This window comes from Amycolatopsis silviterrae (assembly GCF_042684085.1).
Lineage (GTDB): Bacteria > Actinomycetota > Actinomycetes > Mycobacteriales > Pseudonocardiaceae > Amycolatopsis > Amycolatopsis silviterrae.
The window spans coordinates 286,416-311,818 of sequence record NZ_JBHUKS010000018.1; the positions used below are offsets into that span (position 1 = coordinate 286,416).

21 protein-coding genes are annotated in these 25,403 nt (G+C 69.4%); 6 read left to right on the plus strand and 15 right to left on the minus strand.

Annotated elements, in window-relative coordinates:
• Positions 1-56 precede the first annotated feature (56 nt).
• The 5 genes from ACFSVL_RS26685 to ACFSVL_RS26705 form a co-directional block, all read right to left on the minus strand.
• On the minus strand, positions 57-1,214 hold the full coding sequence (locus ACFSVL_RS26685; RefSeq protein ID WP_378308293.1) for an acyl-CoA dehydrogenase family protein: 1,158 nt from the start codon (positions 1,212-1,214) through the stop codon (positions 57-59).
• The gene (locus tag ACFSVL_RS26690; protein ID WP_378308294.1) at positions 1,211-3,211 is read right to left on the minus strand and encodes an acetyl/propionyl/methylcrotonyl-CoA carboxylase subunit alpha; all 2,001 of its coding nucleotides are present in this window, start codon (positions 3,209-3,211) and stop codon (positions 1,211-1,213) included. The genes ACFSVL_RS26685 and ACFSVL_RS26690 overlap by 4 nt, the downstream gene beginning before the upstream one ends.
• 6 nt (positions 3,212-3,217) lie before the next feature.
• Complete coding sequence (locus tag ACFSVL_RS26695; RefSeq protein ID WP_378308295.1) at positions 3,218-4,831, minus strand: carboxyl transferase domain-containing protein; 1,614 nt, start codon at positions 4,829-4,831, stop codon at positions 3,218-3,220.
• 119 nt (positions 4,832-4,950) lie between these two features.
• Entirely contained in the window at positions 4,951-5,448 is a 498-nt protein-coding gene (locus ACFSVL_RS26700; protein WP_378308296.1) for a hypothetical protein, read from the minus strand.
• Between the two features lie 52 nt (positions 5,449-5,500).
• Positions 5,501-6,091 carry an SACE_7040 family transcriptional regulator gene (locus tag ACFSVL_RS26705; protein WP_378308297.1) on the minus strand — a complete coding sequence of 197 codons (591 nt, stop codon included), beginning with the start codon at positions 6,089-6,091 and terminating at the stop codon, positions 5,501-5,503.
• Positions 6,092-6,283: 192 nt separating this feature from the next.
• On the opposite strand from ACFSVL_RS26705, the gene ACFSVL_RS26710 reads away from it, so the two are divergent.
• The gene (locus ACFSVL_RS26710; protein ID WP_378308298.1) at positions 6,284-7,054 is read left to right on the plus strand and encodes an SGNH/GDSL hydrolase family protein; all 771 of its coding nucleotides are present in this window, start codon (positions 6,284-6,286) and stop codon (positions 7,052-7,054) included.
• Positions 7,055-7,552: 498 nt separating this feature from the next.
• Here ACFSVL_RS26710 and metX read toward each other — a convergent pair whose 3' ends face one another.
• Together metX and ACFSVL_RS26720 are read right to left on the minus strand one after the other, a co-directional pair.
• Entirely contained in the window at positions 7,553-8,680 is a 1,128-nt protein-coding gene (gene metX / locus ACFSVL_RS26715) for a homoserine O-acetyltransferase MetX (RefSeq protein ID WP_378308299.1), read from the minus strand.
• A complete protein-coding gene (locus ACFSVL_RS26720) occupies positions 8,677-9,984 on the minus strand; it encodes a bifunctional o-acetylhomoserine/o-acetylserine sulfhydrylase (RefSeq protein ID WP_378308300.1) in 1,308 nt (435 codons plus the stop codon). The genes metX and ACFSVL_RS26720 overlap by 4 nt, the downstream gene beginning before the upstream one ends.
• A gap of 183 nt (positions 9,985-10,167) precedes the next feature.
• Here ACFSVL_RS26720 and ACFSVL_RS26725 point away from each other — a divergent pair, with 183 nt between their 5' ends.
• Together ACFSVL_RS26725 and ACFSVL_RS26730 are read left to right on the plus strand one after the other, a co-directional pair.
• Positions 10,168-10,644 (plus strand): hypothetical protein, encoded by a 477-nt coding sequence (locus ACFSVL_RS26725; RefSeq protein ID WP_378308301.1) that lies wholly within the window; start codon positions 10,168-10,170, stop codon positions 10,642-10,644.
• Between the two features lie 70 nt (positions 10,645-10,714).
• Positions 10,715-12,283: a PucR family transcriptional regulator gene (locus tag ACFSVL_RS26730; RefSeq protein ID WP_378308302.1), complete on the plus strand. Its 1,569-nt coding sequence runs from the start codon at positions 10,715-10,717 to the stop codon at positions 12,281-12,283.
• A gap of 366 nt (positions 12,284-12,649) precedes the next feature.
• Here the strand turns inward: ACFSVL_RS26730 and ACFSVL_RS26735 are convergent, their stop codons facing one another.
• Positions 12,650-13,591, minus strand: a complete 942-nt coding sequence (locus ACFSVL_RS26735; RefSeq protein ID WP_378308303.1) for a zinc-binding dehydrogenase — start codon at positions 13,589-13,591, stop codon at positions 12,650-12,652.
• 189 nt (positions 13,592-13,780) lie between these two features.
• Here ACFSVL_RS26735 and ald point away from each other — a divergent pair, with 189 nt between their 5' ends.
• Together ald and ACFSVL_RS26745 are read left to right on the plus strand one after the other, a co-directional pair.
• On the plus strand, positions 13,781-14,896 hold the full coding sequence (gene ald / locus ACFSVL_RS26740; protein ID WP_378308304.1) for an alanine dehydrogenase: 1,116 nt from the start codon (positions 13,781-13,783) through the stop codon (positions 14,894-14,896).
• Positions 14,897-15,635: 739 nt separating this feature from the next.
• Positions 15,636-19,352 carry an ABC transporter ATP-binding protein gene (locus ACFSVL_RS26745; protein ID WP_449224388.1) on the plus strand — a complete coding sequence of 1,239 codons (3,717 nt, stop codon included), beginning with the start codon at positions 15,636-15,638 and terminating at the stop codon, positions 19,350-19,352.
• 1 nt (position 19,353) lies between these two features.
• On the opposite strand, the gene ACFSVL_RS26750 is transcribed toward ACFSVL_RS26745, so the two are convergent.
• From ACFSVL_RS26750 to ACFSVL_RS26775, 6 genes are all read right to left on the minus strand, one after another.
• The gene (locus ACFSVL_RS26750) at positions 19,354-20,115 is read right to left on the minus strand and encodes an ABC transporter permease (protein ID WP_378308306.1); all 762 of its coding nucleotides are present in this window, start codon (positions 20,113-20,115) and stop codon (positions 19,354-19,356) included.
• The gene (locus ACFSVL_RS26755) at positions 20,112-20,882 is read right to left on the minus strand and encodes an ABC transporter ATP-binding protein (protein ID WP_378308307.1); all 771 of its coding nucleotides are present in this window, start codon (positions 20,880-20,882) and stop codon (positions 20,112-20,114) included. Before ACFSVL_RS26755 ends, ACFSVL_RS26750 begins: the two co-directional genes overlap by 4 nt.
• Positions 20,879-21,262, minus strand: a complete 384-nt coding sequence (locus ACFSVL_RS26760) for a DUF1048 domain-containing protein (protein WP_378308308.1) — start codon at positions 21,260-21,262, stop codon at positions 20,879-20,881. Before ACFSVL_RS26760 ends, ACFSVL_RS26755 begins: the two co-directional genes overlap by 4 nt.
• The gene (locus ACFSVL_RS26765; protein ID WP_378308309.1) at positions 21,252-21,593 is read right to left on the minus strand and encodes a PadR family transcriptional regulator; all 342 of its coding nucleotides are present in this window, start codon (positions 21,591-21,593) and stop codon (positions 21,252-21,254) included. The genes ACFSVL_RS26760 and ACFSVL_RS26765 overlap by 11 nt, the downstream gene beginning before the upstream one ends.
• Positions 21,594-21,781: 188 nt before the next feature.
• A complete protein-coding gene (locus tag ACFSVL_RS26770; RefSeq protein ID WP_378308310.1) occupies positions 21,782-22,054 on the minus strand; it encodes a hypothetical protein in 273 nt (90 codons plus the stop codon).
• A gap of 345 nt (positions 22,055-22,399) precedes the next feature.
• Positions 22,400-23,386 (minus strand): acyltransferase domain-containing protein, encoded by a 987-nt coding sequence (locus ACFSVL_RS26775; RefSeq protein ID WP_378308311.1) that lies wholly within the window; start codon positions 23,384-23,386, stop codon positions 22,400-22,402.
• Positions 23,387-23,519: 133 nt separating this feature from the next.
• Here ACFSVL_RS26775 and ACFSVL_RS26780 point away from each other — a divergent pair, with 133 nt between their 5' ends.
• Positions 23,520-24,554 (plus strand): ketoacyl-ACP synthase III family protein, encoded by a 1,035-nt coding sequence (locus ACFSVL_RS26780; RefSeq protein ID WP_378308312.1) that lies wholly within the window; start codon positions 23,520-23,522, stop codon positions 24,552-24,554.
• Between the two features lie 63 nt (positions 24,555-24,617).
• On the opposite strand, the gene ACFSVL_RS26785 is transcribed toward ACFSVL_RS26780, so the two are convergent.
• Positions 24,618-25,391, minus strand: coding sequence for a cyclase family protein (locus ACFSVL_RS26785; protein ID WP_378308313.1), 774 nt, complete (start codon positions 25,389-25,391; stop codon positions 24,618-24,620).
• Positions 25,392-25,403 lie beyond the last annotated feature (12 nt).

The window sequence follows — 25,403 nt, forward strand, 5'->3', positions numbered from 1 at the left end:
GATCTTCGAAGCAGCGCCGCCGGGACTCCGCCCGGACGCCCCGGCGGCGCTGGGTCTCAGGCGCCGACCCCGAGGTGGCGCGCGATGAGCATCCGCTGGACCTCGCTGGTGCCCTCGCCGATTTCCAGGATCTTCGCGTCGCGGTAGAAGCGGCTGACCGGGAATTCGTTCATGAAGCCGTATCCGCCGTAGATCTGCGTCGCGTCACGGGCGTTGTCCATCGCCGCGTTCGACGCGACCAGTTTCGCGATCGACGCTTCCTTCTTGAACGGTTCGCCGCGCAGCATCTTCGACGCCGCCTGGTAATACGCCAGCCGGGCGGTGTGCGCACGCACTTCCATGTCCGCGATTTTGAACTGGATCGCCTGGTATTCGCCGATCCGGTGGCCGAACGCGACGCGGTCCTTCGCGTATTTCAGGCATTCGTCCACGCAGCCCTGTGCGAGACCGACGCTCAGCGCGGCGATCGCCACCCGGCCCTCGTCCAAAATGGACAGGAACTGGGCGTAGCCGCGGCCCCGCTTGCCGACCAGGTTCTCCGCGGGCACCCGGACGTCCGAAAAGGACAGTTCGTGGGTGTCCGAGCAGTTCCAGCCGACCTTCGAGTACTTCGGGGCCACCGCGAAGCCCGGCGTGCCGGACGGGACGATGATCGCCGAGATCTCCTTGCGGCCGTTCTCCATCACGTCGGTGACCGCGGTGACCGTGACCAGCCGGGTGATGTCGGTGCCGGAGTTGGTGATGAACGCCTTGCTGCCGTTGATGATCCACTCGTCGCCGTCGAGCCGGGCGCGCGTGCGGGTGGCCCCCGCGTCCGAGCCGCCGCCGGGTTCGGTGAGGCCGAATCCGCCGAGCGCCTCGGCCGTGGTCAGCTTCGGCAGCCAGGTTTCCTTCTGCTCCTGGGTGCCGAAGCGGTAGATCGGCATCGCGCCGAGCGAAACCCCCGCCTCCAGCGTGATCGCGACCGAGGAATCGACCCGCGCCAGTTCCTCCAGCGCGAGGCACAGCGCGAAGTAGTCCCCGCCCATGCCGCCGAACTCCTCCGGGAACGGCAGGCCGAACAGGCCCATCTCGCCCATCTTCGCGACCAGCTGGTACGGGAATTCCTCCTTCTCGTACAGCGGGCCGATCACCGGCGCGACCTCCGCCTGCGCGAAGTCCTCGACCGTCTTGCGGAGCGCTTCGTATTCCTCGTCCAGCCGGAAGTCGATCACTGCTTCTCCTCTGCTGCGCTCACCACGGCCAGCGTCTCGTCGAGCGCGACCTGTTGGCCGACCCGCATCGAAAGCTCGGTCACCACACCATCGATCGGCGCGGTCACGGTGTGTTCCATCTTCATCGCCTCGACGACCAGCAGCGGCGTCCCGGCGCTCACCACGTCGCCTTCGGCGGCCTTGACCACCAGCACCGTTCCCGGCATCGGGCTCTTCACCGGACCGGCGCCCGCCGCCTCGCCGCGCGAGGACAACGTGACTTCCTGGTCGGCGAACGCGAACGACTTGCCCTCCCGGGCCAGCCACACTGTCCGTTGTGGACCGTCGGCGCAGCGGTACCGCTCCACGCCGTTGGCCCGGCGCACCTCGAGCAGATCGCCTTCGCGGCGGGCGGAAACGCGCACCGGCTCGGCGTCGTCCACCCGCACCGTCGCGTCCGACGGGGTGCCTTCGACGCGCACCACGGCCTGGTTTTCCCCGGTGCGCAAGCGGAAAGTGACTCCGCCGGGACCGCTGAGCCGCCAGCCGTTCGGGATGTCCCACGGGTCCACGACCGCGCCCGTCGGCTGCAGCGAGAGCAGCCGGTCCATCGCCGCGGCGACGAAAAACCCCGCCGGGACCTCCGAGGAGACCAATTCGGACAGTCGCCGGTCCACCAGTTCGGTGTCCAGCCGTCCGGCGCGGACGTCGTCGTCGGCCAGCAAACCGCGCAGGAACGCGATGTTCGTGCCGAGGCCGAGCAACGCGGTGTCGGCGAGCGCCCGGTCCAGTTTCTGCAGCGCCGACGCCCGGTCCGGACCGTGCGCGATGATCTTCGCCAGCATCGGGTCGTAGTTGGAGCCGACCACCGCGCCGACCGACATCCACGAGTCCACCCGCACGCCGTCGGCGGAGGGCTCGTGCACGGCCAGCACCGTGCCGCCGGTCGGGATGAAGCCGCGCGCCGGATCCTCGGCGTAGACCCGGGCCTCGACCGCGTGCCCGTCGAGGCGCACGTCGTCCTGGGTCAGGCCGAGTGGCTCCCCTGCCGCCACCCGCACCTGCCAGGACACCAGGTCGAGGCCGGTCACCATCTCCGTGACCGGGTGCTCCACCTGCAGCCGGGTGTTCATCTCCATGAAGAAGAACTCGTCCGGGTTGTGCGCGGACATGATGAACTCGACCGTGCCCGCGCCGACGTACCCGACTGACCGCGCGGCTTCCGCGGCCGCCGCGCCCATCTTTGCCCGGGTGGCCTCGTCCAGCAGCACCGACGGCGCTTCTTCGATGATCTTCTGGTGCCGCCGCTGCAGGCTGCACTCGCGTTCGCCGAGGTGCAGCACCGTGCCGTGCGTGTCGGCCAGCACCTGGATCTCGATGTGCCGGGGAGTGGTGACGAATCGCTCCATCAGCAGCGTGTCGTCGCCGAAGGAACTTTTGGCTTCCCGGCGCGCGGACTCGATCGCGGCGTCCAATTCGGACTCTTCGTGCACCAGGCGCATGCCCTTGCCGCCACCGCCTGCGGACGGCTTCAGCAGCAGCGGATAGCCGACCTTCGCCGCGGCTTCGGCGAAGCCGCCCTCCGGAATGTCCACATCGGACGCACCGGGCACCACCGGCACGCCGGCCGCGGACACCGTGGCCTTCGCCCGGATCTTGTCGCCCATCTTGTCGATCGCTTCCGGCGGCGGGCCGATGAACACCAGCCCGGCCTCCGCACAGGCCCGCGCGAACGCGGTGTTCTCGGCGAGGAAGCCGTACCCGGGGTGCACCGCCTGCGCGCCGGTTTCCGTTGCCGCCGCGATAATCGCCGGGATCGACAGGTAGCTCTTCGCCGCTTCGGCGGGGCCGAGGCGCACCGCGGTGTCGGCCTCGCGCACGTGCCGGGCGTCGGCGTCCGCGTCGCTGTACACCGCGACCGAACGGATCCCGAGCGCACGCAGGGACCGGATTACGCGAACCGCGATCTCACCGCGGTTGGCGACCAGAACAGTGTTAAATAGAGAACCCTCGAACATGCCCTATCACATCCGGAAGACGCCGTAGTTGACCTCGGGCAAGGGTGCGTTGGCCGCCGCCGACAGCGCGAGGCCGAGCACCGTACGGGTGTCGCCCGGGTCGATCACGCCGTCGTCCCACAGCCGCGCGGTGGAGTAGTACGGGCTGCCCTGTTCCTCGTACTGCTCGCGGATCGGGTCCTTGAAGGTCTCTTCGTCCTCAGTGGACCATTCGCCGCCGCGGCCCTCGATCGCGTCGCGGCGCACCGTCGACAGCACCGACGCCGCCTGCTCGCCGCCCATCACGGAAATCCGCGCGTTCGGCCACATCCACAGGAACCGCGGCGAATACGCCCGGCCGCACATGGAGTAGTTGCCCGCGCCGAAGGAGCCGCCGATGATCACGGTGAACTTCGGCACCCGCGCACAGGCCACCGCGGTGACCATTTTCGCGCCGTGCTTGGCGATGCCGCCCGCCTCGTACGCGCGCCCGACCATGAAGCCGGTGATGTTCTGCAGGAACACCAACGGAATCGAGCGCCGGTCGCACAGCTCGATGAAGTGCGCGCCCTTCATCGCGGACTCGGCGAACAGCACGCCGTTGTTCGCGATGATGCCGACCGGGTGGCCGTGGATGTGCGCGAAGCCGGTGACCAGCGTCGAGCCGTATTCCTTTTTGAACTCCGCGAACCGGCTGCCATCGACGACGCGGGCGATCACCTCGCGCACGTCGTACGGGGTGCGCGAATCCGTCGGCACCACACCGTACAGCTCGCGTTCGTCCACCGCGGGCGGCTCGATCGCCTTGACATCCCACGGCCGCGGCGTGCGCGGGCCGAGCGTGGACACGATGTCGCGGACGATGCGCAGCGCGTGCGCGTCGTCGTCCGCGAGGTGGTCGGTGACCCCGGACTGGCGCGCGTGCACATCGCCGCCGCCCAGTTCTTCCGCGGTGACGACCTCGCCGGTCGCGGCCTTCACCAGCGGCGGGCCGCCGAGGAAAATGGTGCCCTGATTGCGCACGATGACCGCTTCGTCGCTCATCGCCGGGACGTACGCGCCGCCCGCGGTGCACGAGCCGAGCACGGCGGCGATCTGCGGGATGCCGCGCGCGGACATGGTGGCCTGGTTGTAGAAGATCCGGCCGAAGTGCTCGCGGTCCGGGAAGACCTCGTCCTGGCGCGGCAGGAACGCACCGCCCGAGTCGACCAGGTAAATGCACGGCAGGTTGTTGTGCAGTGCGACTTCCTGTGCCCGCAGGTGCTTCTTCACCGTCATCGGGTAATAGGTGCCGCCCTTGACCGTGGCGTCGTTGGCGACGATCACGCATTCGCGGCCGGACACCCGCCCGATGCCGGTGATGATGCCCGCGGACGGAGCCTCGTCGTCGTACAGCCCGGTCGCCGCGAGCGGCGAAAGCTCGAGAAACGGCGAACCCGGGTCGAGCAGCGTGTCCACCCGGTCGCGGGGCAGCAGTTTGCCGCGTTCCACATGGCGGGCGCGCGACTTCTCCGGCCCGCCGAGGCGGGCGGCCGCGAGCCGCTTGTGCAGATCCTCGACCAATTCGCCGTGCGAAGTGACGCTACGGGTGAACGTGTCGCTGCCGCGATCCGCGGAACTGCGCAGTACCGGCGTGTCCATGACTCTCCGTCGAGACGTTAGCGGTCGTTAACTCCGCCTGAGATGTTAGTGCTCGTTAACCGCCGTGTCCAGCCCAGCTCGAAGCCCCCGGCCACGCGACCGGGTGAAATAGGAAACACTCAGCCCGCGACGGCGTCGGAGATCCAGCCTGCCACCGGCAGATCCCGTTCGAGGCATTCGACCGACAGCCGGATCGTCCAGCGCAGCGCCTGCAGCAGGAGGCTGTCGACCTCGTTCGGGGCGGCGCTGGCCAACGCGATCTCGACCTGTTCGCGAGCGGCGGCGGTATTGCCGTGCACCTCGGCGAGCAGCGTGCGGACCGCGGTGCGCACCGGCGGGTCGGCCTGGTCGATCGAAACCTCTTCGCCCGCTTCGTCGAAAACCTGCACCTTGACCGGGGCGGTGCCGCCGTCACCGAGCGTGGACACCATCGCGCTGCACTCGCCGAAGAGCAGCAGCATCAGCTCTTTGGTCTCCTCGTCGCGTTCGCCCGGCTCCTCGGACGAGGGCGTGACCTCTTCCAGCGCCTCCGTGTCCTCGCCAAGGCTGATGGCGACGAGCGCGCGCTGTGCCTTCTCGACGAGCCGCTGCTCGCCCTCGCTCCGGTCCGCGGTCACGTGCCTATCAAACACCAGACCGGCGGTCGGCGGGATACCCCGGATCTGGGGCTCAGGTCGCCGCCGAAAGCGCACCCAGCGCTAGCCGGCAGAGCAGATCGGCGAGCGCACCGTCACCGAGATGGCGGTTGTAGGGCGTCGAGTTGATCAAGCCGAACACGGCGTGTGCCGCCGACCGCGCCTGACGTTCGCCGAGGCCGGGCACCGCTTCGCGAATCGCCCGCACCCACACCTCGACGTACTGCCGCTGCAGCGCGCGCACCTGCTTGCGGTCACCGTCGGTGAGATTCGCGAGGTTGCGCTCCTGCACGGTGATGAGCGCCGGATGGTCGAGCGCGAAGTCGACGTGGAACCGCACGAGCGCGGCCAGCAGTTCGTCCGGCGTCCCGCCCGCGGCGGCGCGCTTGGTGCCGCCCTCGAGCAGGTAGTGGCTGATCGAGTTGAGCATTTCCCCGAGAATGGCGTCCTTGCTGCGGAAATGCCGGTACAGCGCGGGACCGGAGATGCCGACGGCCGCGCCGATGTCGTCGATCCCGACGCCGTGGAAACCGTGGTGGGCGAACAGCTCGGCGGCGGCGGAGAGGATCTGTTCCCGTCTGTTCGGCTTCGCGCCGTTCACCAGTGGGAGGGAATTCGCCGACATCCGCACATAGTAGGTCCCGCGGTTAGCGAACGCTAACTTCCGGTCCTACTTCCTGCTTGAGCCAAGTGGAGGCACCCGGATTTGAGGGGTGTCTCGTGGGGATTGCACCTGGTAAAGCTTTACCGCGTCAAGCTGTCACGACAGGAGTGACCTATGGCTGCAAACACCCGTCCATCACGACGCATCCTTCGGATGTGCGCGGCCCTGGGGGTCGCTCTCGCTACCTCGCTCGGGCTCGCGTCCGCTGCGAGTGCTGCGTCGCAAAACTACGTCGCGCTCGGCGACTCCTACTCCTCCGGAGTGGGTGCCGGGAGCTACGGCGATTCCGGCGGCTGCAAACGCAGCGCCAACGCGTACGGCCAGCTGTGGGCCAACGCCCACTCCGGCACCAATTTCACCTTCCTCGCCTGCTCGGGCGCGAAGACCGGCGACGTGCTGAAGCAGATCAGCTCGATGCCGTCCAACGCCACCTTGATCACGCTCACCGTCGGCGGCAACGACGCCGGGTTCACCGACGTGATCAAGACCTGCACGCTGGGAAGCGACCAGACCTGCGTGGATCGGGTCAACACCGCCAAGACGTATGTCCAGAACACCCTGCCCGGGCTGCTGGACAAGGTCTACTCGGCGGCCAAGAGCAAGGCACCTGGGGCTTCGCTGGTCGTGCTCTCTTATCCGCGCTTCTACACCGTGCCCGGGTCGTGCAACGTGGGGCTGAGCGACACGAAGCGGTCGGCGATCAACTCTGGGGCGGACACGCTGGCGTCGGTGCTGTCTTCGCGGGTTTCGGCTGCCGGCGGGAAGTTCGTCGACGTCCGGTCGGCGTTCGTGGGGCACAACATCTGCTCTTCGGCCAGCGACTACCTGCATAGCCTGACCTGGCCGGTGGACGAGTCGTACCACCCGACTGCCGCTGGGCAGCGGGGCGGGTATTACTCGCCGCTGTCTTCGGCGATCGGCTGAGCTGGGGTTGCTGGGGCACCCCGAAGCCTGAGTGTGACTACGGGCGGAGGGTGCTTGTCAAGGCGGGAAAGATGCCTTGACAAGCACCCTCCGCCCGTGTTTTGGCTTCGTATCGGGGTGCGGGGGGTGTGGCTGCCCGGCTTGGTTGAGTGCGTCAGCGCGGTCGGCTGGGTGGTCCGTGAAGGACTCCTTGAGAGAATCCGGGTTTCAGGCCAGGAGCTTCGCGGCCCGCGTTCGTCCACAAAGGACGCCAGGTGGCGCGAAATGACCGGTCTATTATCCTTCGACCGTTTTTGTAGGTCTGTGAGGGGAACCCTGAGGGAATCAGATTCCCTCAGGGTTCCCCTCACAGACGGCAAATCTCGCGGCGGCCGACGAGCCAGCCGGGGGCCGGGTGAGTCGCTTCGAACCTGGGCGACCTCGCCTCAACCGTGCCCGCAGTGCCCGCAGCAGAGTCCGTGAAGGAGTCCTTCACGGACCTTCGCGAGCGAGCAGGGGTCAGCCCAGCAGGGTCTTGACCAAGGCGGCGATCTGCTCGGTCTCGATGAGGAACGAGTCGTGGCCGTACGGCGAAGCCAGCACCGCGGCCTCGCCGCCGACTCCCGCTGCGATCTCGTGAGACTGGTACGCGGGGTAGAGCCGATCGCTGTCCACCGCGGCGACCACGGTCCGCGCGGTGACCCGGGCCAACGCGGCGGCGACTCCGCCCCGGTCGCGGCCTACGTCGTGGGTGTTCATGGACTCGGTGAGCACCACGTAGGAACCCGCGTCGAAGCGGCGGACGAGCTTGTCCGCGTGGTGGTCCAGATAGGACTCGACCGCGAATCGCCCGCCGGTCAGTGGGTCTTCGTCCTGCTGCGGGCGGTTCCCGAAACGCGTCTCCAGTTCGGGTTCGCAGCGATAGGTGACGTGGGCGATCCGCCGGGCCACGCCCAATCCGCGGTAAGGGCCTTCAGCGGCGGTGTAGTAGTCGCCGCCGCGCCAGGCCAGGTCGCCTCGGATCGCGTGCAGTTGCGGGGCGGCCCAGGCGATTTGCTCGGCTGAGGCGCGGGCCGTCGAAGCCAGCACGAGGGCGGAGGCGACCCGTTCGGGTTGACTTACCGCCCATTCCAGCGCCCGCATTCCGCCCATGGAACCGCCGGCGACCGCGGCCCAGCGTTCGATGCCAAGGGCGTCGGCCAGCGCGGATTCGGCGTTGACCTGGTCTCGTACGGTCAACGTCGGGAACCGGCTGCCCCACGCCTCGCCGTCGGGAGCGGACGAGGACGGACCGGTCGACCCCTGACAGCCGCCAAGGACGTTAGGGGCTACGACGAACAGTTCGTCGGTGTCGAAAGCCTTGCCGGAGCCGATGAGTCCGTCCCACCATCCGGGACCCGGGTGGCCGGGTCCGGCGGGGCCGGCGGCGTGGCTGTCGCCGGTGAGGGCGTGCTCGATGAGGACGGCGTTGGAGGCGTCGGAATTGAGCGTTCCCCACGTTTCGTACGCGAGGGTGTAGCCGGGCAGGGTCGCACCGGCCTCCAGCGCGAGTGCGCGGGAGGCGGTGAACCACTGCCGGTCGCCGGGTGGGTCTCCCGCCCGCCACGCGCCGGTGACGGGCGGGAGACTCGCGCCGGGATCGGTCACAGCGCCGCCTTGGCGGCTCGGAAGCCCGCCTCGAGGTCGGCCTTCAGGTCCTCGATTCCTTCCAGGCCGACGGCGAGCCGCACCAGGCCCGGCGTGACGCCGGCGGCGACCTGCTCCTCGGGGCCGAGCTGGCTGTGCGTGGTCGACGCCGGGTGCACGATCAGGCTGCGCACGTCGCCGAGGTTCACCAGCTGGCTGTGCAATTCAGTGCCGTCGACGAACTTCCGGCCAGCCTCGACGCCACCGCGCAGCTCGAACGACAGCACGGCGCCGACGCCTCGCGGCAGGTACTTCTGCGCGGCCGCGTGGTAAGGGCTCGACGGCAGCCCGGCGTAGTACACCTTCTCGACTTCGTCGCGCTCTTCCAGCCATTCCGCCAGCGCCTGCGCGTTGTTCGCGTGCCGTTCCACGCGCAGTGACAGCGTTTCGATGCCCTGCAGGATGAGGAAGCTGTTCAGCGGAGCGATCGCCGCGCCGGTGTCGCGCAGCACCTGCACGCGTGCCTTGGCCGCGAATGCGCCCGGGCCGAGAGCCTCCCAGTACTTGAGACCGTGGTAGCTCGGGTCGGGCTCGGTGAAGCCGGGGAAGCGGGACGGGTCCTTGCCGAAGTCGAACGTGCCTCCGTCGACCAGGACGCCGGCGACCGCCGTGCCGTGGCCGCCGAGGTACTTCGTCGCGGAGTGCACGACGATGTCCGCGCCGTGCTCGATCGGGCGGACCAGGTACGGCGTCGGCACGGTGTTGTCCACGACCAGCGGAACACCGGCTTCGTGCGCGACGTCGGCGACCTTCCGGATGTCCAGCACGGCGCTGCTCGGGTTGGCGAGCGTCTCGGCGAAGAACAGCTTGGTGTTCGGCCGGACCGCGGCCCGCCACTGCTCCGCGTCGTCCTGGTCGTCGATGAACGTGACCTCGATGCCGAGCTTCGGCAGCGTGTAGTGGAACAGGTTGTAGGTGCCGCCGTACAGCGACGGGCTGGTGACGAAGTGGTCGCCGGAGCTGGCCAGGGTCAGGATCGCGGCGGTGACCGCGGCTGAACCGGAGGCGAACGCGAGGGCGGCGACCCCGCCTTCGAGGGTGGCGACGCGCTGCTCCAGCACGTCCTGGGTCGGGTTGTTGATCCGCGTGTAGATGTGGCCCGGCTCGGCGAGGCTGAACAGATCGGCCCCGTGCTGAGTGTCGCGGAAGACGTACGAGGTGGTCTGGTAGATCGGCGTGGCGCGGGCGCCGGTGGTCGGGTCGGGCGCCGCCCCCGCGTGGATCTGCTTGGTCTCGAAGGACCAGCTCGAGGTGTCTTCCGGCATGTGCGCGCTCCTAGCGGTCGAAAACGGGTCGGCTGGGCGCAGACGGTAATCACGCCGGACGAGCCGCCCAACCGCTCTCACGAGATGAGAGGCCTACGCACCCGGACGTAGGAACAAGTGCCGTGCGCTGACGGACGACGCGACCCGCCCTCGCGGCGCACGCTCAACCGCATGGATTGGAGAATGCGGCCGACGACCCGGAAGTGGGTTCTGTTCGGCCACGTCGTCACGTCGGTCGGCTGGATCGGAGCCGAGATCGCGGTGCTGCTGTGCAGCGTGCTCGCGGTGGCCGGCTTCGATCCGGTGACCACGCGCAGCGCGAACGTCATCGCCGGGGTGCTCGCCGGCACCCTCTATTTCCCGGCCAGCCTGCTCGCGCTGGCGACCGGGGTCGTCCTCGGGCTCGGCACGAAGTGGAAGCTGGTCCGCTACCACTGGGTGCTGTGGAAACTGCTGGCCACGCTCGCCCTGTTCACCGGCGGAAACCTGCTGGTGGTCCCGGGTTTCATCGCGCACGGCGAGCAGGCGGCGCGCGGGGAGATCGTCGACGCGAGCGCGGTGTCGGGGACCGGTGCGATGAGCGTCGGGCTGACGCTCCTGTTGCTGGCGACGCTGGTGTCCTACTTCAAGCCGTGGCCGAAGGTCGGTCGCGCTAACTAGTGCCGCGGGTGGCGAAACCCGGGCAGTCTTCTACCGTTCCAGCTATACGTCAGAAGCGCTGGAGGTAGCTGTGGTCTCGGTACGCAGCGTCGTGGACCGGGTCGGTCCGACGCTGCTCCACGCGCTTCTCGTGCCGGAGGACTGTCCCGCGGTAGGCGACGTGGTGATCGCCGAGCCGGGTGCGGAGTCCGCCATCGCCGCGGGTGACCTGGTGCTCGGCGTCGCCACGATCGAGTCGGCTGATGCCGCGGAACTCGTCCGGGTGAGTGCGGGGCGGGGTGCGGCCGCGGTGTTGCTGAAGCCGCCGCTGGCCGCGAAACAGTCGGTGCGGCGGGCGGCGAAGGCAGCCGGGATCGCGCTGATCCAAGTGCACGCGGCGACGTCGTGGGCACAGCTGGTCTGGCTGTTGCGCACGGTTTTGGACGCGCTCGCCGACGAATCCGAAGCGCTCGAAGAAGGCGGCGACCCAGGTTCCGGCGACCTCTTCCGGCTCGCCGACGCCGTGGCCGCGGTGGTCGACGCGTCGGTGACGATCGAGGACACCAACTCGCGCGTCCTCGCCTACTCCGCACGCCAGGACCTCACCGACCCGGCGCGCGTCGCGACGATCATGGGCCGCCGCATCCCGGACGACGTGCTCGCCCGGTTCCGCTCGCGCGGCGTGTTCCGCGAGCTTTCCCGTGGCAGGCAAACGATCTTCGTCCCGGCCCAGCGCGACGGCACCCTCCCGCGGCTGATCGTGCCGATCCGGATGGGCGGCGAGCTGCTGGGTTCGATGTGGGCGGTCGTCCCGGGCCCGGTTTCGGAGGAACGCGCGGCGGCTTTCGCGGACGCGGCCCCAGTCGTCGCGCTGCACCTGCTGCGGCGGCGCGCGCACACGGACGCGCAACGCCGGGCTTCCGCGGAACTGTTGCGAGCGGTCTTGGAAGGACAGGTCCCGCCGCGCCGGGTGGTCGCCGAACTGGACCTGTCCGACGAACCGCACCGAGTCGTCGTCGTGGACGTCAGCGGCGGCGACAGCCGGGACGCCGAGGGGCTGTTGCTGGCGTTGCTGGAACGGATTTCGCAGGGTTTCGGACGCCGTCCAGTCGCAGCTGAGCTGGGCGGATTGCTGTACGTCGTGGTGCCGGACCGCGCTGGCGAAGGCGGCTGGCCGGAACTGCGGGACGCCCTGCTCTCCCAACCCGCGTCCCGCCGAGGCGGCTTGCCACGCGCGGCCGCGGGCGCACCGGGCGATCCGACCGCGCTAGCCGCGTCACGAGCCCAGGCGGACGAAGCGCTCGGACTGCTGCGAGCAGGACTGGTGGAGGGCCGCGTCGTGGCTTACGACGAAGCGTGGACCGCGCTGGTCCTGCACCGCGCCGCCGCCGGAGCAGCGGCGGCGCAGGTGTCGGAACTCGGCCCGCTCGGCGTGCTGCGCGCACACGACGAGACGAGCAACGCCGGATACGTCGACACTCTCTACGAATGGCTCCGCAACCCCGGCGACCCCCGCGCCGCCGCGGAACGGCTGCGAATTCACCCGAACACGTTGCGGTACCGGATGAAACGGCTGCTGGAACTCGTCCCGCTGAACCTCGACGATCCCGATGTCCGGCTTGCTTTGCTCACCCAGCTGATCGCGCTTCGCTGGAGCTGATCTCGCTGGCCTCGTAGCTGAGATCCTTGGCCCGCAACGATTCCGGCTTCATCCGGACCCGCACGGAGGTTTCTCCGCAGCCGCAACCGGACCGCGCAGCTCCCTCCCCCAGAAGTCCGTGAGGGGAACCCTGAGGGAATCAGAGTCCCTCAGGGTTCCCCTCACGGACCCCGCACCCGCGAACCGCAGCCAACGCAGCCAACCACCGGTGCACCCACACCACCCCCGCACCCCGATACGAAGCCAAAACGCGGCGCGGGGGTGTTTGTCAAGGCATCTTTCCCGCCTTGACAAACACCCCCGCGCCGTAGTCACAATCGGGCTTCGGGGTGCCCCCACCGCACCGAAAACCGCGGCGAAACCGCATCACGCCACCAGCAGCGTCTTCCCAATAGTCCCCCGCGACTCAATCGCCGCATGCGCATCAGCCGCACGCTCCAACGGAAACCGCTGCCCAATCACCGGAGTGATCTGCCCAGCCGCAGCCGCCGCCAGCGCCGATTCGGTGTAACCACGCATCGCCGCCGCATCACCGATCGACCGGACCAGCCTGACCCCGCGCGCGGCAGCGTCCTCTTCGGACACTTCCGTCCACGACCCGCTAGCCAGACCGTAAATCGCCATCCGGCCACCAGGCCGTACCAAGCTGAACGCCGCAGTGCCGACCGCGCCTCCCACGCCGTCGAAGACCACGTCGACCTCACCGGCCTCCTCAGTCCACCGCGGGTCGTTGTAGTCGACCGCCAGATCAGCACCCAATTCCCGGGCCCGGGCAAGCTTTTCCGGCCCGCCCGCGGCCGCGACGACCTCCGCGCCCGCGGCCTTCGCCAGCTGCACCAAGAGGCTGCCGACCCCTCCCGCGGCAGCCTCGACGAGCACCCGGTCCCCCGGCACCACCTCGGTCGCGTGCACCAAGCCGGTCGCCGTGCGGCCGTCGGCCAGCAGCGCGACGGCCGCGTCGAGGCTCAGCGCGTGCGGCACCGGGAACACCAACTCCGCGTCCACGACCACGCGCTGGGCGTAACCGCCGCTGCCGCCGGTCGACGTCACCACGCGTTTCCCGACCAGCGCCGGATCCACGCCCTCCCCGGCGCGGCTGATCACACCCCCGACGCCGTTGCCGGGCACCATCGGCAGCGCGCCCGCGAACGGCCCCGTCCCGGTCGCCCGGAACTGCGTCTCCACGAACGTGACGTTCGCGAACGCCACCTCGATCAGCACCTGCCCCGGTCCGGGAGCCGGATCGGGGGCGTCCCCCGCCTGCAGCACCGCCGGCCCGCCGAACTCCCGCAGCCACACCGCTCGCATGTATGCCCTTCCTCAAGTCTCCGCCAGCTGCCAGCCAACTACCTCTAGTGGAGTCGAGGTCAAGTGCGTTGTCCCCACAGCACTACCAACCCCGCGCAAGACTGTGCCGACGGGATGATGACACCGCCGTCCGGGTAGATCACCGTGAGTGGCAACACCTTCGACAGAACCGCCGCCAGGAGGCAAGCAGTGCGCATCGCCGTTCCCCGTGAGATCAAGAAGCACGAGTACCGGGTCGCGTTGACCCCGGCCGGCGTGCACGAGCTGGTCGGTCGCGGGCACGACGTCTTCGTCGAGACGGGTGCCGGGACCGGGTCGTCCATCACGGACGAGGAGTACGTCGCGGCGGGTGCGAAGGTGCTCGCCACGGCGGAGGAGACGTGGTCCGAGGGCGAACTCGTGCTGAAGGTGAAGGAGCCGATCGCCGAGGAGTACCCGCGCCTGCGCAAGGACCTGGTGCTGTTCACCTACCTGCACATCGCCGCGGACCGTCCGCTGACCGACGCGCTGCTGGCCGCGGGCACCACCGCGATCGCCTACGAGACGGTGCAGAAGCCGAACGGCGCGCTGCCGCTGCTTGCCCCGATGTCGGAGGTCGCCGGCCGCCTCGCCCCGCAGGTCGGGGCCTACGCCCTGATGAAGCCGAGCGGCGGCCGCGGCGTCCTGCCCGGCGGCATCCCCGGCGTGCACCCGGCGCGAGTCGTGGTCATCGGCGGCGGCGTCGCCGGTCTGAACGCCGCCCGCGTCGCGCTGGGCCTCGGCTCGGACGTCGAAATCCTGGACACCAACGTCGACCGCCTTCGCCAGATCGACAACGACTTCGGCGGCCGCATCCGCACCGTGACCTCCAACCGCCTGTCGGTGGAGGAGTCGGTCCTGGAAGCGGACATGGTCATCGGCGCGGTACTGGTGCCCGGCGCGAAGGCTCCGAAGCTGGTCTCCAACGACCTGGTCTCCCGCATGAAGCCGGGCAGCGTCCTGGTGGACATCGCCATCGACCAGGGCGGCTGCTTCGCCGACTCCCGCCCGACCACCCACGACGACCCGACCTACACGGTCCACAACTCGGTCTTCTACTGCGTGGCCAACATGCCCGGCGCGGTCCCGCGCACGAGCACCTACGGCCTCACCAACGTGACCCTCCCCTACGCGGTGCAGCTGGCGGACAAGGGCTGGAAGGCCGCCCTGTCGGCAGACCCGGCCCTGGCGCTCGGCCTGAACACCCACGCGGGCGCCCTGACCAACGCCCCGGTCGCCACCGCCCACGGCCTCCCCCACACCCCCGTGGAAACCGCACTGGCCTGACCACCCGCATAAGAAAAGCGGCGAGGACCCCACCCGACTCCTCGCCGCTTTTCCTTATGCCCCAGCATTTTCTGCACCCAAAGCCCAGCCGAACCCGCCGACAGCACCAGGCGCACAAATTACGTCGCGGCTCACAGCGACAGCCAGGCCCCACACCGCTTCAGCCCCCAAGCACCCCCGCCAAGCAACCGACCAACGCCGCCCATGAGCCATACCCCGTAACAAAACCCGCGCCCGCCCCACCAAGCCCGCCGCAAAAAACAACCACCCACCCAACCGCCACCAACAGCACCGTGGGGGTCCGGGGGGCTCGGCCCCCCGGGTCGGCACGACGCCCCTTCCTGGGCGAAGCGCGGCCACGCGCGAGCACAGGAAGGGAAGAAGGGGCGACCCGCTCAACCAGCCTGGGGGTCACTGGGAGCGGGTCGCCGGGTACTAGCTTAAAGAATAAAGAGCGGGAGCGCTCGTCCGGGGGTGGAATTCGCCGGGGTTCTTCCCGGTGACCAGGTGAACGTTCAACCTTTCACCTTTGCTGGCAGGGACGGGGTTTCCCTGCTCCACGCCGCTTCCAGGGTCCTTCGGAGCCCGCTGGCGTGCCGTTCGTCACCTCGGCGTCCGGCCGCGCCGGTTGTGCCCGTTTGGTCCGGGCGGGCGGCGGTCGCGGGAATAAATTGTCGGTGCCGCTCCCTAACCTTGTGATGTGACCACCACTGCGACGCCCGCGCGTCAAGACCGTCCGATTGCTGAGACGGTGCCCCCACCGGTCGGCTGGGTGCGCCGGTTGTCCGCTGCCTGCTGGGAGCACCGCGGCGTCGTCGTGCTCGCGATGACGGCGGCGATCCTGAGCGTGGGCGTGCAGGCGGCGACCCCGTTGCTCGTGCGGTCGGCGGTGGACGACGCGGTGGCGGGGCACACGTCACAGCTGGCCGGGCTCGCGACGGGGCTGGTGGCGTTGCAGGTCGTGGCGTTCGGGTCGGCGTTCCTGCGGCGGTATGTCGGCGGGCGGCTGGCACTCGACGTGCAGCACGATCTGCGGAACCGGGTGTTCGGCGCGGTGTCGCGGCTGGACGGCGGGAAGCAGGACGCGTTGCGCACCGGGCAGGTCGTGTCGCGCGCGATTTCGGATTTGCAGCTGGTCACCGGGTTGCTGATGCAGGTCCCGCTGTCGGCGGGGTCGGTGATTTTCGCGGTGCTGGCGCTGGGCGCGATGCTGTGGATGTCGCCGCTGCTCACGCTCATCGCGCTGGTGGTCGCGCCCGCGGTCGGGATTGTCGTGGCGATGAGCAGGCGGCGGTTGTTCCCGGCGACCTGGTCGGCGCAGCAGCGCGCGGCGGATGTGGCGCAGCACGTCGAGGAAACCGTCACCGGCGTGCGCGTGGTGAAGGGTTTCGGGCAGGAGGCGCGCGAGGTCGCCCGGCTGGAACGCACGGCGCGGAAGCTGTTCGCGGAGCGGTTGCGCGCGGCGAGGCTGTCCGCGTTGCCGACAGCGACCACGTCGGCACTGCCTGCCGCGGGTCAGGTCGCGGTGCTGGCGATCGGCGGCGTGCTGGCGTTGAACGGGCAGATCAGTCTCGGCACGTTCCTCGCGTTCGCCACGTATCTCGCCGCGTTGATCGGCCCGGCGCGGTTCCTGTCCGGGCTGGTGGTGCAGGCGCAGCTCACCCGCGCCGGCGCGGAGCGGGTCTACGAGCTGATCGACGCGCAGCCGGAGGTCGCCGACAGCCCGGACGCGCGTCCGCTGCCGCCCGGCACGCTGGGCGTGGAGCTGTCCGACGTGAAGTTCGGCTACACCCGCAGCGATCCGGTGCTCGACGGGCTCACCCTGGAAGCACGCCCTGGCGAAACGCTCGCGCTGGTGGGCACGGCGGGGTCCGGGAAGTCCACGATTTCCATGCTGCTGCCCCGGTTTTACGACGTGCATTCGGGTTCGGTGCGGGTCGGCGGGCTGGACGTGCGCGACGTGCCGTTGAAGGACCTGCGGCAGGCGATCGGCGTGGTCTTCGAGGAAGCGTTCCTGTTTTCCACGTCGGTACGGGACAACATCGCGTACGGCCGCCCGGACGCGAGCGACGAGGAGGTGTTCGCGGCCGCCCGCGCGGCGGAGGCGGACGAGTTCATCCGCGCGCTTCCCGATGGATACGCCACCGAGGTCGGCGAGCGCGGGCTCACGCTGTCCGGCGGGCAGCGGCAACGGCTCGGGCTCGCTCGCGCGCTGCTCACCGATCCGCGCGTGCTGATCCTGGACGACGCGACGTCCGCGATCGACACTGTCACCGAAGCCGCGATCCACGACACGCTGCGCGCGGTCACCGCCGAGCGCACCACGTTGCTCATCGCGCACCGGCGGTCCACGCTGCAGCTGGCCGACCGGATCGCGGTGCTGGACCAGGGCCGGGTGGTCGACGTCGGCACCGAGGACGAGCTGCTGGCGCGGTGCCCGTTGTTCCGTGAGCTGGTCGCCGGGCCGGGCGACGACGTCGAGAAACCGCACCGTTGCGAAAACCTTGAGCCCGGCGCGGACGGCACCACGGCGGTGCTGTGGCCGCACGACGAACGCGACGAGGTCGACGCTCTCGCCGCAGCCGCGCAGTCCCGGGGCGGGGCACCCGGCGGCGGGAGCGGGTTCGCGGGCAGCGGCGGCGCGGACGTGCCGCCGACCCCCGAACTGCTGGAAGGCGTCCGCCGGTTGCCGCCGGCGACGGACCGGCCCCGGCTGTCCGATGTGGACGTCACGGCCCCGGACCCCGGCTTCCGGCTGTCCCGGATCCTGCGGCCGGTGCGGTGGCCGCTCGCCGGGGTGGTCGGCCTGGTCGCGGCGGACGCGCTGGCCTCGCTCGCGCTGCCGTCGCTGTACCAGCGCGGGGTCGACCACGGCGTGCTGCCGGGCGTGGTGAGCGTGGTGTGGCTGCTGGCCGGGATCGGCGCGCTGGTGGTCGCGGCCGACTGGTTCGTGGTGCGCTGGCAGACGCGGCTCACCGCGCGGGTCGGCGAGACGGTGCTGTACTCGCTGCGCGTGCGCAGTTACGCGCATCTGCAACGGCTCGGGCTGGACTATTACGAGCGTGAGCTGTCCGGGAAGATCATGACCCGGATGACCACGGACGTCGACGCGTTGTCCACGTTCCTGCAGACCGGGCTCGCCACCGCGGTGGTCAGTGCGCTCACGTTGGTGGGCATCACGGTCGCGCTGCTGGTCACCGATGCCGCGCTGGCCGTATACGCGCTGGCCATGCTGCCGATCCTGCTGGTGGCCACGCTGGTGTTCCGGCGGGTCGCTTCGCGCGCGTACACCGAGGCGCGCGAGAAGGTGAGCGTCGTCAACGCGGACATGCAGGAGAACGTCAGCGGTCTGCGCGTGGCTCAGGCGTACACGCGTGAGGAGCGTTCGGCGGAGGTGTTCGCGTCGCGCAGTGACGACTACCGCCGGTCGCGGCTGCGCGCGCAGCGATACATCGCGACGTACTTCCCGCTGGTCTCGCTGCTGTCGGACCTGGCGACCACCACGGTGCTGGTCGTCGGCGCGCACCGCGTCGCGGGCGGCACGCTCGAAGCCGGGGTGCTGCTGGGATTCCTGTTGTACCTGCAGCAGTTCTTCTCGCCGATCCAGCAGCTGTCGTCGGTGTTCGACGGCTACCAGCAGGCCCGCGTCGGCCTGAGCCGCATCGGCGATCTGCTGCGCACGCCGACGTCGGTGCCCCCGGCTGAACAGCCGGTCGAACTGCCCGCGCACCTGTCCGGCGAGGTGCGGTTCAAGGACGTCGATTTCTCTTACACCGGAGCGGAAAAGCCCGCACTGGAGAACCTGACGCTCGATGTCGCGGCTGGCGAAACCGTCGCACTGGTCGGCGCGACCGGGGCGGGCAAGTCCACCGCGGTGAAGCTCGTCGCGCGCTACTACGACGCCACGGGCGGCGCGGTGCTGATCGACGGGGTCGACGTCCGCGAGTATGACCTGCCCGCGTTGCGCGCTCGGATGGGCGTGGTGCCGCAGGAGGCGCATCTGTTCTCCGGCACGGTCGCGGACAACGTGCGGTATGGCCGTCCGGAAGCTACCGACGCGGAGGTCGAGGCCGCCGTACGCGCGGTCGGCGCGTTGGACGGAGTGGCCGCGCTGCCCGCCGGTTTCCGGCAGCCAGTGGGCGAACGCGGCCGTTCGCTGTCCGCCGGGCAGCGGCAGCTCGTCGCGCTGGCCAGGGCCGAACTGGTCGACCCGGACGTGCTCCTGCTGGACGAAGCCACCGCCGCCCTGGACCCGGCCACCGAGGCGACCGTCCTGCGCGCCACCGAACACCTCGCCCGGCGGCGCACCACCTTCGTCGTCGCACACCGGCTGGCAACCGCCGCGAAGGCGGACAGGATCGTGGTGCTCGATCACGGCCGCATCGTCGAGCAGGGCACGCACCCCGAACTGGTCGCGGCGGACGGCCACTACGCGCGGCTGTGGGCGCTGGGATGAGTCAGGAGATCTTGCGACGATAAATCACGTTGGCGAAGAAGTACGCCACCACCAGAATCCCCACGCACCACGCCAGCGCGGTCCAGATGCCGCTGCCGACCGGACGCTCGGCGAACAGGTCGCGGATGGTGTTGACGATCGACGTCACCGGCTGGTGTTCGGCGAACGCGCGCACCGGTCCCGGCATGGTGCCGGTGGGCACGAAGGCCGAGCTGACGAACGGCAGGAAGACGAGCGGGTAGGAGAACGCGCTCGCGCCGTCCGCGGATTTGGCGGTGAGGCCGGGGATCACCGCGATCCAGGTCAGCGCCAGGGTGAACAGCACCAGGATGCCGAGCACCGCGAGCCAGGCCAGCGGTCCCGCGCTGGTGCGGAAGCCCATCGCGAACGCGACCAGCACGACGACCGCGACCGAGATCAGGTTCGCGATCACCGACGTCAGCACGTGCGCCCACAGCACCGCCGACCGCGCGATCGGCATGGACTGGAAGCGTTCGAAGATGCCGCCCTTCATGTCCAGGAAGAGCCGGAAGGCGGTGTACGCGATGCCGGAGGCGATGGTGATCAGGAGGATGCCCGGCAGCAGGTAGGTCACGTACGACTCGGAGCCGGAGTTGATCGCGCCGCCGAAGACGTAGGTGAACAGCAGCAGCATCGCGATCGGCGTGAGCGTGGTCGTGATGATCGTGTCCACGCTGCGGATGATGTGCCGCAGCGACCGTCCTAACAGGACAGCGCTGTCGCCGGCGAAGTGGTTGCTCATCGCCCTTCCCCCTTGCTTCCCGCGCCGACCAGGGAAAAGAAGACGTCTTCGAGCGTCGGCTGCTTCTCGACGTACTCGACCTTGGCCGGCGGAAGCAGCTGCTTGAGTTCGGCGAGCGTCCCGTTCACGAGCACCCGCCCCTCGTGCAGGATCGCGATCCGGTCGGCGAGGTGTTCGGCCTCGTCCAGGTACTGCGTGGTGAGCAGGACCGTGGCCCCCTGCTCGGCGAGTTCCTCGACGGCCCGCCAGACGTCGTTGCGCGCCTGCGGATCGAGTCCGGTCGTCGGCTCGTCGAGGAAGATGACCTGCGGGTCCCCGATCAGGCTCATCGCGATGTCGAGGCGACGGCGCATGCCCCCGGAATACGTCGAGACCTTCCGCGCGCCAGCGTCGGCCAACGAGAACCGCTCCAGCAGCTCGTCCGCGATCGCGCCCGGCTTCTTGAGGTGCCGCAGCTTGGCGACCAGCACCAGATTCTCGCGCCCGGTAAGGATTTCGTCGACCGCCGCGAACTGCCCGGTGAGACTGATCGACTCGCGCACGTCCGCCCCCTGGCTCGCGACCGCGAACCCGTTGACCTCCGCCTCGCCCGCGTCCGCCTTGAGCAAGGTGGACAAAATCCGCACCACCGTGGTCTTGCCCGCGCCGTTCGACCCGAGCAACGCGAAGATGCTGCCGCGCGCCACGTCGAAATCAACCCCGCGCAACACTTCCAGTTTCCCGTACGACTTCCGCAGCCCGCGTACGCGAATCGCCGGCGCCGTCATTCCGCACCGCCGACGGCACGATCGATGGATTCGGTCAACCGCGTCCGCTCCCGGGAAATCCAGCTCCCCTCGGGATAACTCCGCAGAAACTCCTCCGCGAACTCCACCGGCTCGTCCCCGACGATTCCCCGCACGGACGTCCCGTTGGCGAGACTCTGCTCGAACAGGTCGATGAGGTCGTCCAGCATCCGCACATGCCCCTCCGACGTCCCCGGCCCGAAATACTGCAGGTACCGGTGCAGAGCCTTGGCCGCCGCCCGGTAATCCGGCGGCAACTCCTCAACGCGCGCCTTGTAACGCCGGTACCGCTTCTTGTCCTCCAGTGGCCCTATGACCACCTCTAAGTAATGCTGGTACCAGCTTTTCGCTTCATTCCCCATGAGTGATTCCCTCCTTGCGCAGCTGCTCGAGCCGGTCCGAGAGAAACCGCCAGTTCCGCCAGAACTCCTCAAGACTCGCCCGCCCGGGCGCGTTCAGCGAATAAACCTTGCGCGGCGGCCCTTTCTCGGACGGCACTTTCTCGACGTCGACGAGCCCGCGCTGCTCGATCCGCACGAGCAGCGCGTAAACGGTCCCCTCGGCGAGATCGGTGAACCCCCGCTCGCGCAACCACGAGGTGATCTCGTACCCGTACGCGGCCCGCCCGGCAAGAATCGCGAGGACGATGCCCTCCAAGGTCCCCTTGAGCATCTCCGTCGCCTGCTTGCCCATCGAACGCCCTTCAGCTAGTCAGTGTCGCTGAGTACCGGTACATAGTAACACTGACTAGCAAGGGCAGGGGTCGGCCAGGGAACGGGCACGGCGAAACAAGGCATGCCAAGCGATCAGGTTCCGTTGGCACGCAGCACAATTCGAGCCGCGACAGTCCTGCCAGCGCGGCCGGAGAAATCAGGTGCGGCTCAGGGCAGCTCGCGCCACCGGAGATCGCCCCACCCAGCCGAGGCGACGTCGGCCAGCTCAGCCCAGCGCGTCGTCCCGGGCCGGACGTGCGTGTCCGAGCCGATCGACCACTCCGGCGCTTCCGGCTCGACGTGCTCGAAATCCTCGATGCTGGCCGGGGTCCGCCACACCGCGGTGCAGGAATCGCACATCAGCACGACCTTGCCGTGCTCGGTGACGAGCGGGCGAATCAGCCCCTGATCCCAGAACGACGGACATTCGACCAGCCACATCGCTTCACCACCGCCTCGTGCGTCGGAACTCGCCGCGCCCGAGTAAGGCCGCAGCCTTTCGACAGCACAACACCGCACAGTGAACGACCCGCTACGCCGAGCCCAACTCAGCCAGAACAGGCGCGAACGACCCCGCGCCGCACGGCCCGAGCGGTCGTGAGTGTTAATCCCGGTTAGAGCGGATACCGAATTGGCTGTCTGCGGGGCGAGCGGCCCCAATGTGGCATTGGGTGCGTCAGATGCACCCAATGCCACATTGGGGCGCATGACCGCCACGCAACCCCGGCACCACAGCCTCGTGAGTGGCTATGCCGGTTAGAACCGGCATAGCCACTCACGACGCCCTCACCCAGCCGCGCCCAACGCCTCCCGGCAAGCCGCCATCGCAGCAAGATCCGCCTCCGGACCGCCAGCCCGCGCAGGCAGCATCCCCACCACCCTCGCCTCCCCGGCCCGTACCGCCGGATGCATCCGCGCGGCCTTAGCCAGCAGCTGCGACGGCCCTGTCTCCAGCAACACCCGCTCCCCACCGGCGGCGAGCGGCGAGTCCGGCCCCAGCAACGTCCCCAGCGCGGGCCAGAACCGCACCGGCTCGACCGGATGCGAAGCCCAATAGGCCGGATCAGTCGCCTCCGTGTCGGTGAGGCAACGGCCGGTGTAGCCCGAGACCATCGGGATCTTCGGCGGCGAAGGCTGCGCCGCAGCCACCGACGGCAGACATCGGGCGGCAGCATCGGCCAGGGCGGGGCTGTGGAAGGCCGAGGTAGCCGGAACCCGGAGACACGTCCGTCCGGCGGCGCGCAACTTGGCCGACGCCTCCGCGAGCGGCTGTTCCGGCCCGGAAAGGATCAGCTGCCGGGGAGCGTTGATCGCCCCGATGACGACCTCGTCCGTGAGCACCGGAGTGACATCCTCGACCGTCGCGGCCACGGCGAGCATGCCACCGGCGGGGGCGGCGGCCAGTTCCTGCACCCGGCGCCACATCAGGTCCGCGGCGGCCTGGACTTCGAAAACCCCGGCCAAGGTCGCGGCGGCGACCTCGCCGACGCTGTGTCCCAGCAAGGCAACCGGCCGCACGCCCCACGAGAGGATCATCCGGCCGAGGGCATGGCCGACGGTGAACAGCAGGATTTGGGATCGGGTCACGTGGTCCAACGGGACCACCGGCGAATCAGTCAGCCAATCGGCGCGGATGGCGGGGCCGTCGGGGCCCAGCGCGGCGAAGACCTCGTCCACCGCGTCGGTGAAGGCCTCGTCTTGGCCGTAGAGTCCGGCGGCCATGCGGACGTGCTGCGAGCCCTGGCCCGGGAACAGCAGTGCGACCTCGGTCATCGTCGAAACTCCCCTCATCCGTCGGCAGCCGGATCGTCGGACAGCGCGGTCGACGGCTGCTCGACCTCCGCTGGACTGCCAGGTCGAGCCCGTTCCCACACACCGTCGAGAGTCCGCCGGAAGGCTGGCGGCCATGAGATTCGACGGGCTGTACCTCGCCGGGCTCGGGAGCTGGCTGCCTCCGGCGACGACGACCGCCGAAGCGGTGCGGAGCGGGCAATGCTCGGCCGAGACGGCGCGGAAAAGCGAGATGGAATCGGTCCTCGTCGCGCCGGACGGGATCGCGCCGCCGGAGATGGCGGCTCGGGCCGCGCGGGTCGCGCTGGAGCGGTCCGGCGTGGCGCGCGGGGACATCGCGGTGCTGCTGCACGCGACGTTGTTCCATCAGGGCTACGACCTGTGGTCGCCGGCCGCGTACGTCCAGCGGGCGGCGGTCGGCGGGACCTGTCCGGCGATCGAGGTGCGGCAGGTGTCCAACGGGGGCATGGCGGCGCTCGACCTCGCGGCCAGCTACCTCCTGGCGGATCCGGCGCGGCAGGCAGCGTTGATCACGGCGGCGGATCGCTTCGACGGGCCGGATTTCGACCGCTGGCACAGCGATCCGGGGACGGCGTATGCCGACGGCGGGACGGCGATGGTGCTGTCCAGCACGGGCGGGTTCGCGCGGTTGCGCAGCCTGGCGGTGGTCGGCGGGCCGGAGCTGGAGGGCATGCACCGGGCGGGGGCCGCGTTCGGCGAGGTCGAGATGCGTGACCGGCAGCTGGTCGATCTGGACGCGCACAAACGGTCCTACGTCGCCGAGGCGGGGATGTCGCAAACGCTTGCGGCCATTCTCGACGGGCAACGCGAGGCGTTGAAACGCGCGCTGAGCGACGCCGAACTGGAACTGTCCGATGTGGACCGGCTGGTGCTGCCGCACTTCGGGCGGCGGCGGCTGGTGTCGAACTACCTGCGGCACATGGACGTTCCGCTGGAACGGACGACGTGGGACTTCGACAGCCGGATCGGGCACCTCGGGGCGGGCGACCACATCGTCAGCCTGGAGCATCTGGTGCGGACCGGCGGACTACAGCCGGGGCAGACCTGCCTGCTGATGGGCGTCGGCGCGGGGTTCACGTGGAGCAGCGCCGTCATCGAGTTGCTCGAGACTCCGGACTGGGCCAGCTAAAAGCCGTGAAGGGAACCCTGAGGGAATCAGATTCCCTCAGGGTTCCCCTCACGGACCGACAAGCTACTCGACGATAGCGACGGCGCGAGCCCAACCGGCTCCGGCGCCAGCGAGCTTCACCGGGAAGCACGACAGCGTGAAGCCGTGCGCCCGCGGCAGTTGCCCGAGATTCGCCAGCCGTTCGATCTGGCAGTACTCGCGGTCGCGGCCGCGCATGTGCGCCGGCCACAGCACCGACTTGTCCCCGGTGCGCTGGTAGGTCTCGATGATGTGCGTGAACGGCGCGTCGAGGCTGAACGCGTCCGTGCCGATCACGCGGACCCCGAAGTCCAGCAGCAGGTCCAGCCCCGACTGGTCGAGGCCGACGAACTCGGTGAAGTACTTCGGCGTACCGGCGTGCTGGTCGGCGCCGGTGTGAAGCAGGACGATGTCCAGCTCCTTCGGCTGATAGTCCACTCGGGACAGTTCAGCGCGCACGTCGTCCGCCGTGATGACCCCCGGCTCGCGGCCGGTGAAGTCCAAGACCACGGCGGGGCGGTGGAACCACTCGACCGGCATCTGGTCGATCGTGCGCGGGGCCGAACCGTACGACGTGGCGTCGCCGTAGTGCGCGGGTGCGTCGATGTGCGTGCCGGTGTGCGTGGTCAGCGACACCGTGTCATTGGTGAGGAATTCGGCGTCCCGCAGGACTTCCGGGTCCAGCTCCATGCCGAAGTGCTCGCGCATCTCCGAGACCAGGTGCTTGGCGCCGTCCTGGGCGGACATGGTGACCAGCGACAGCGGCTCCGGCTCCCACCCCTGCGGGTCGATCGGGGACGACAGGTCAATCAGCTGCACGAAGTTTCTCCT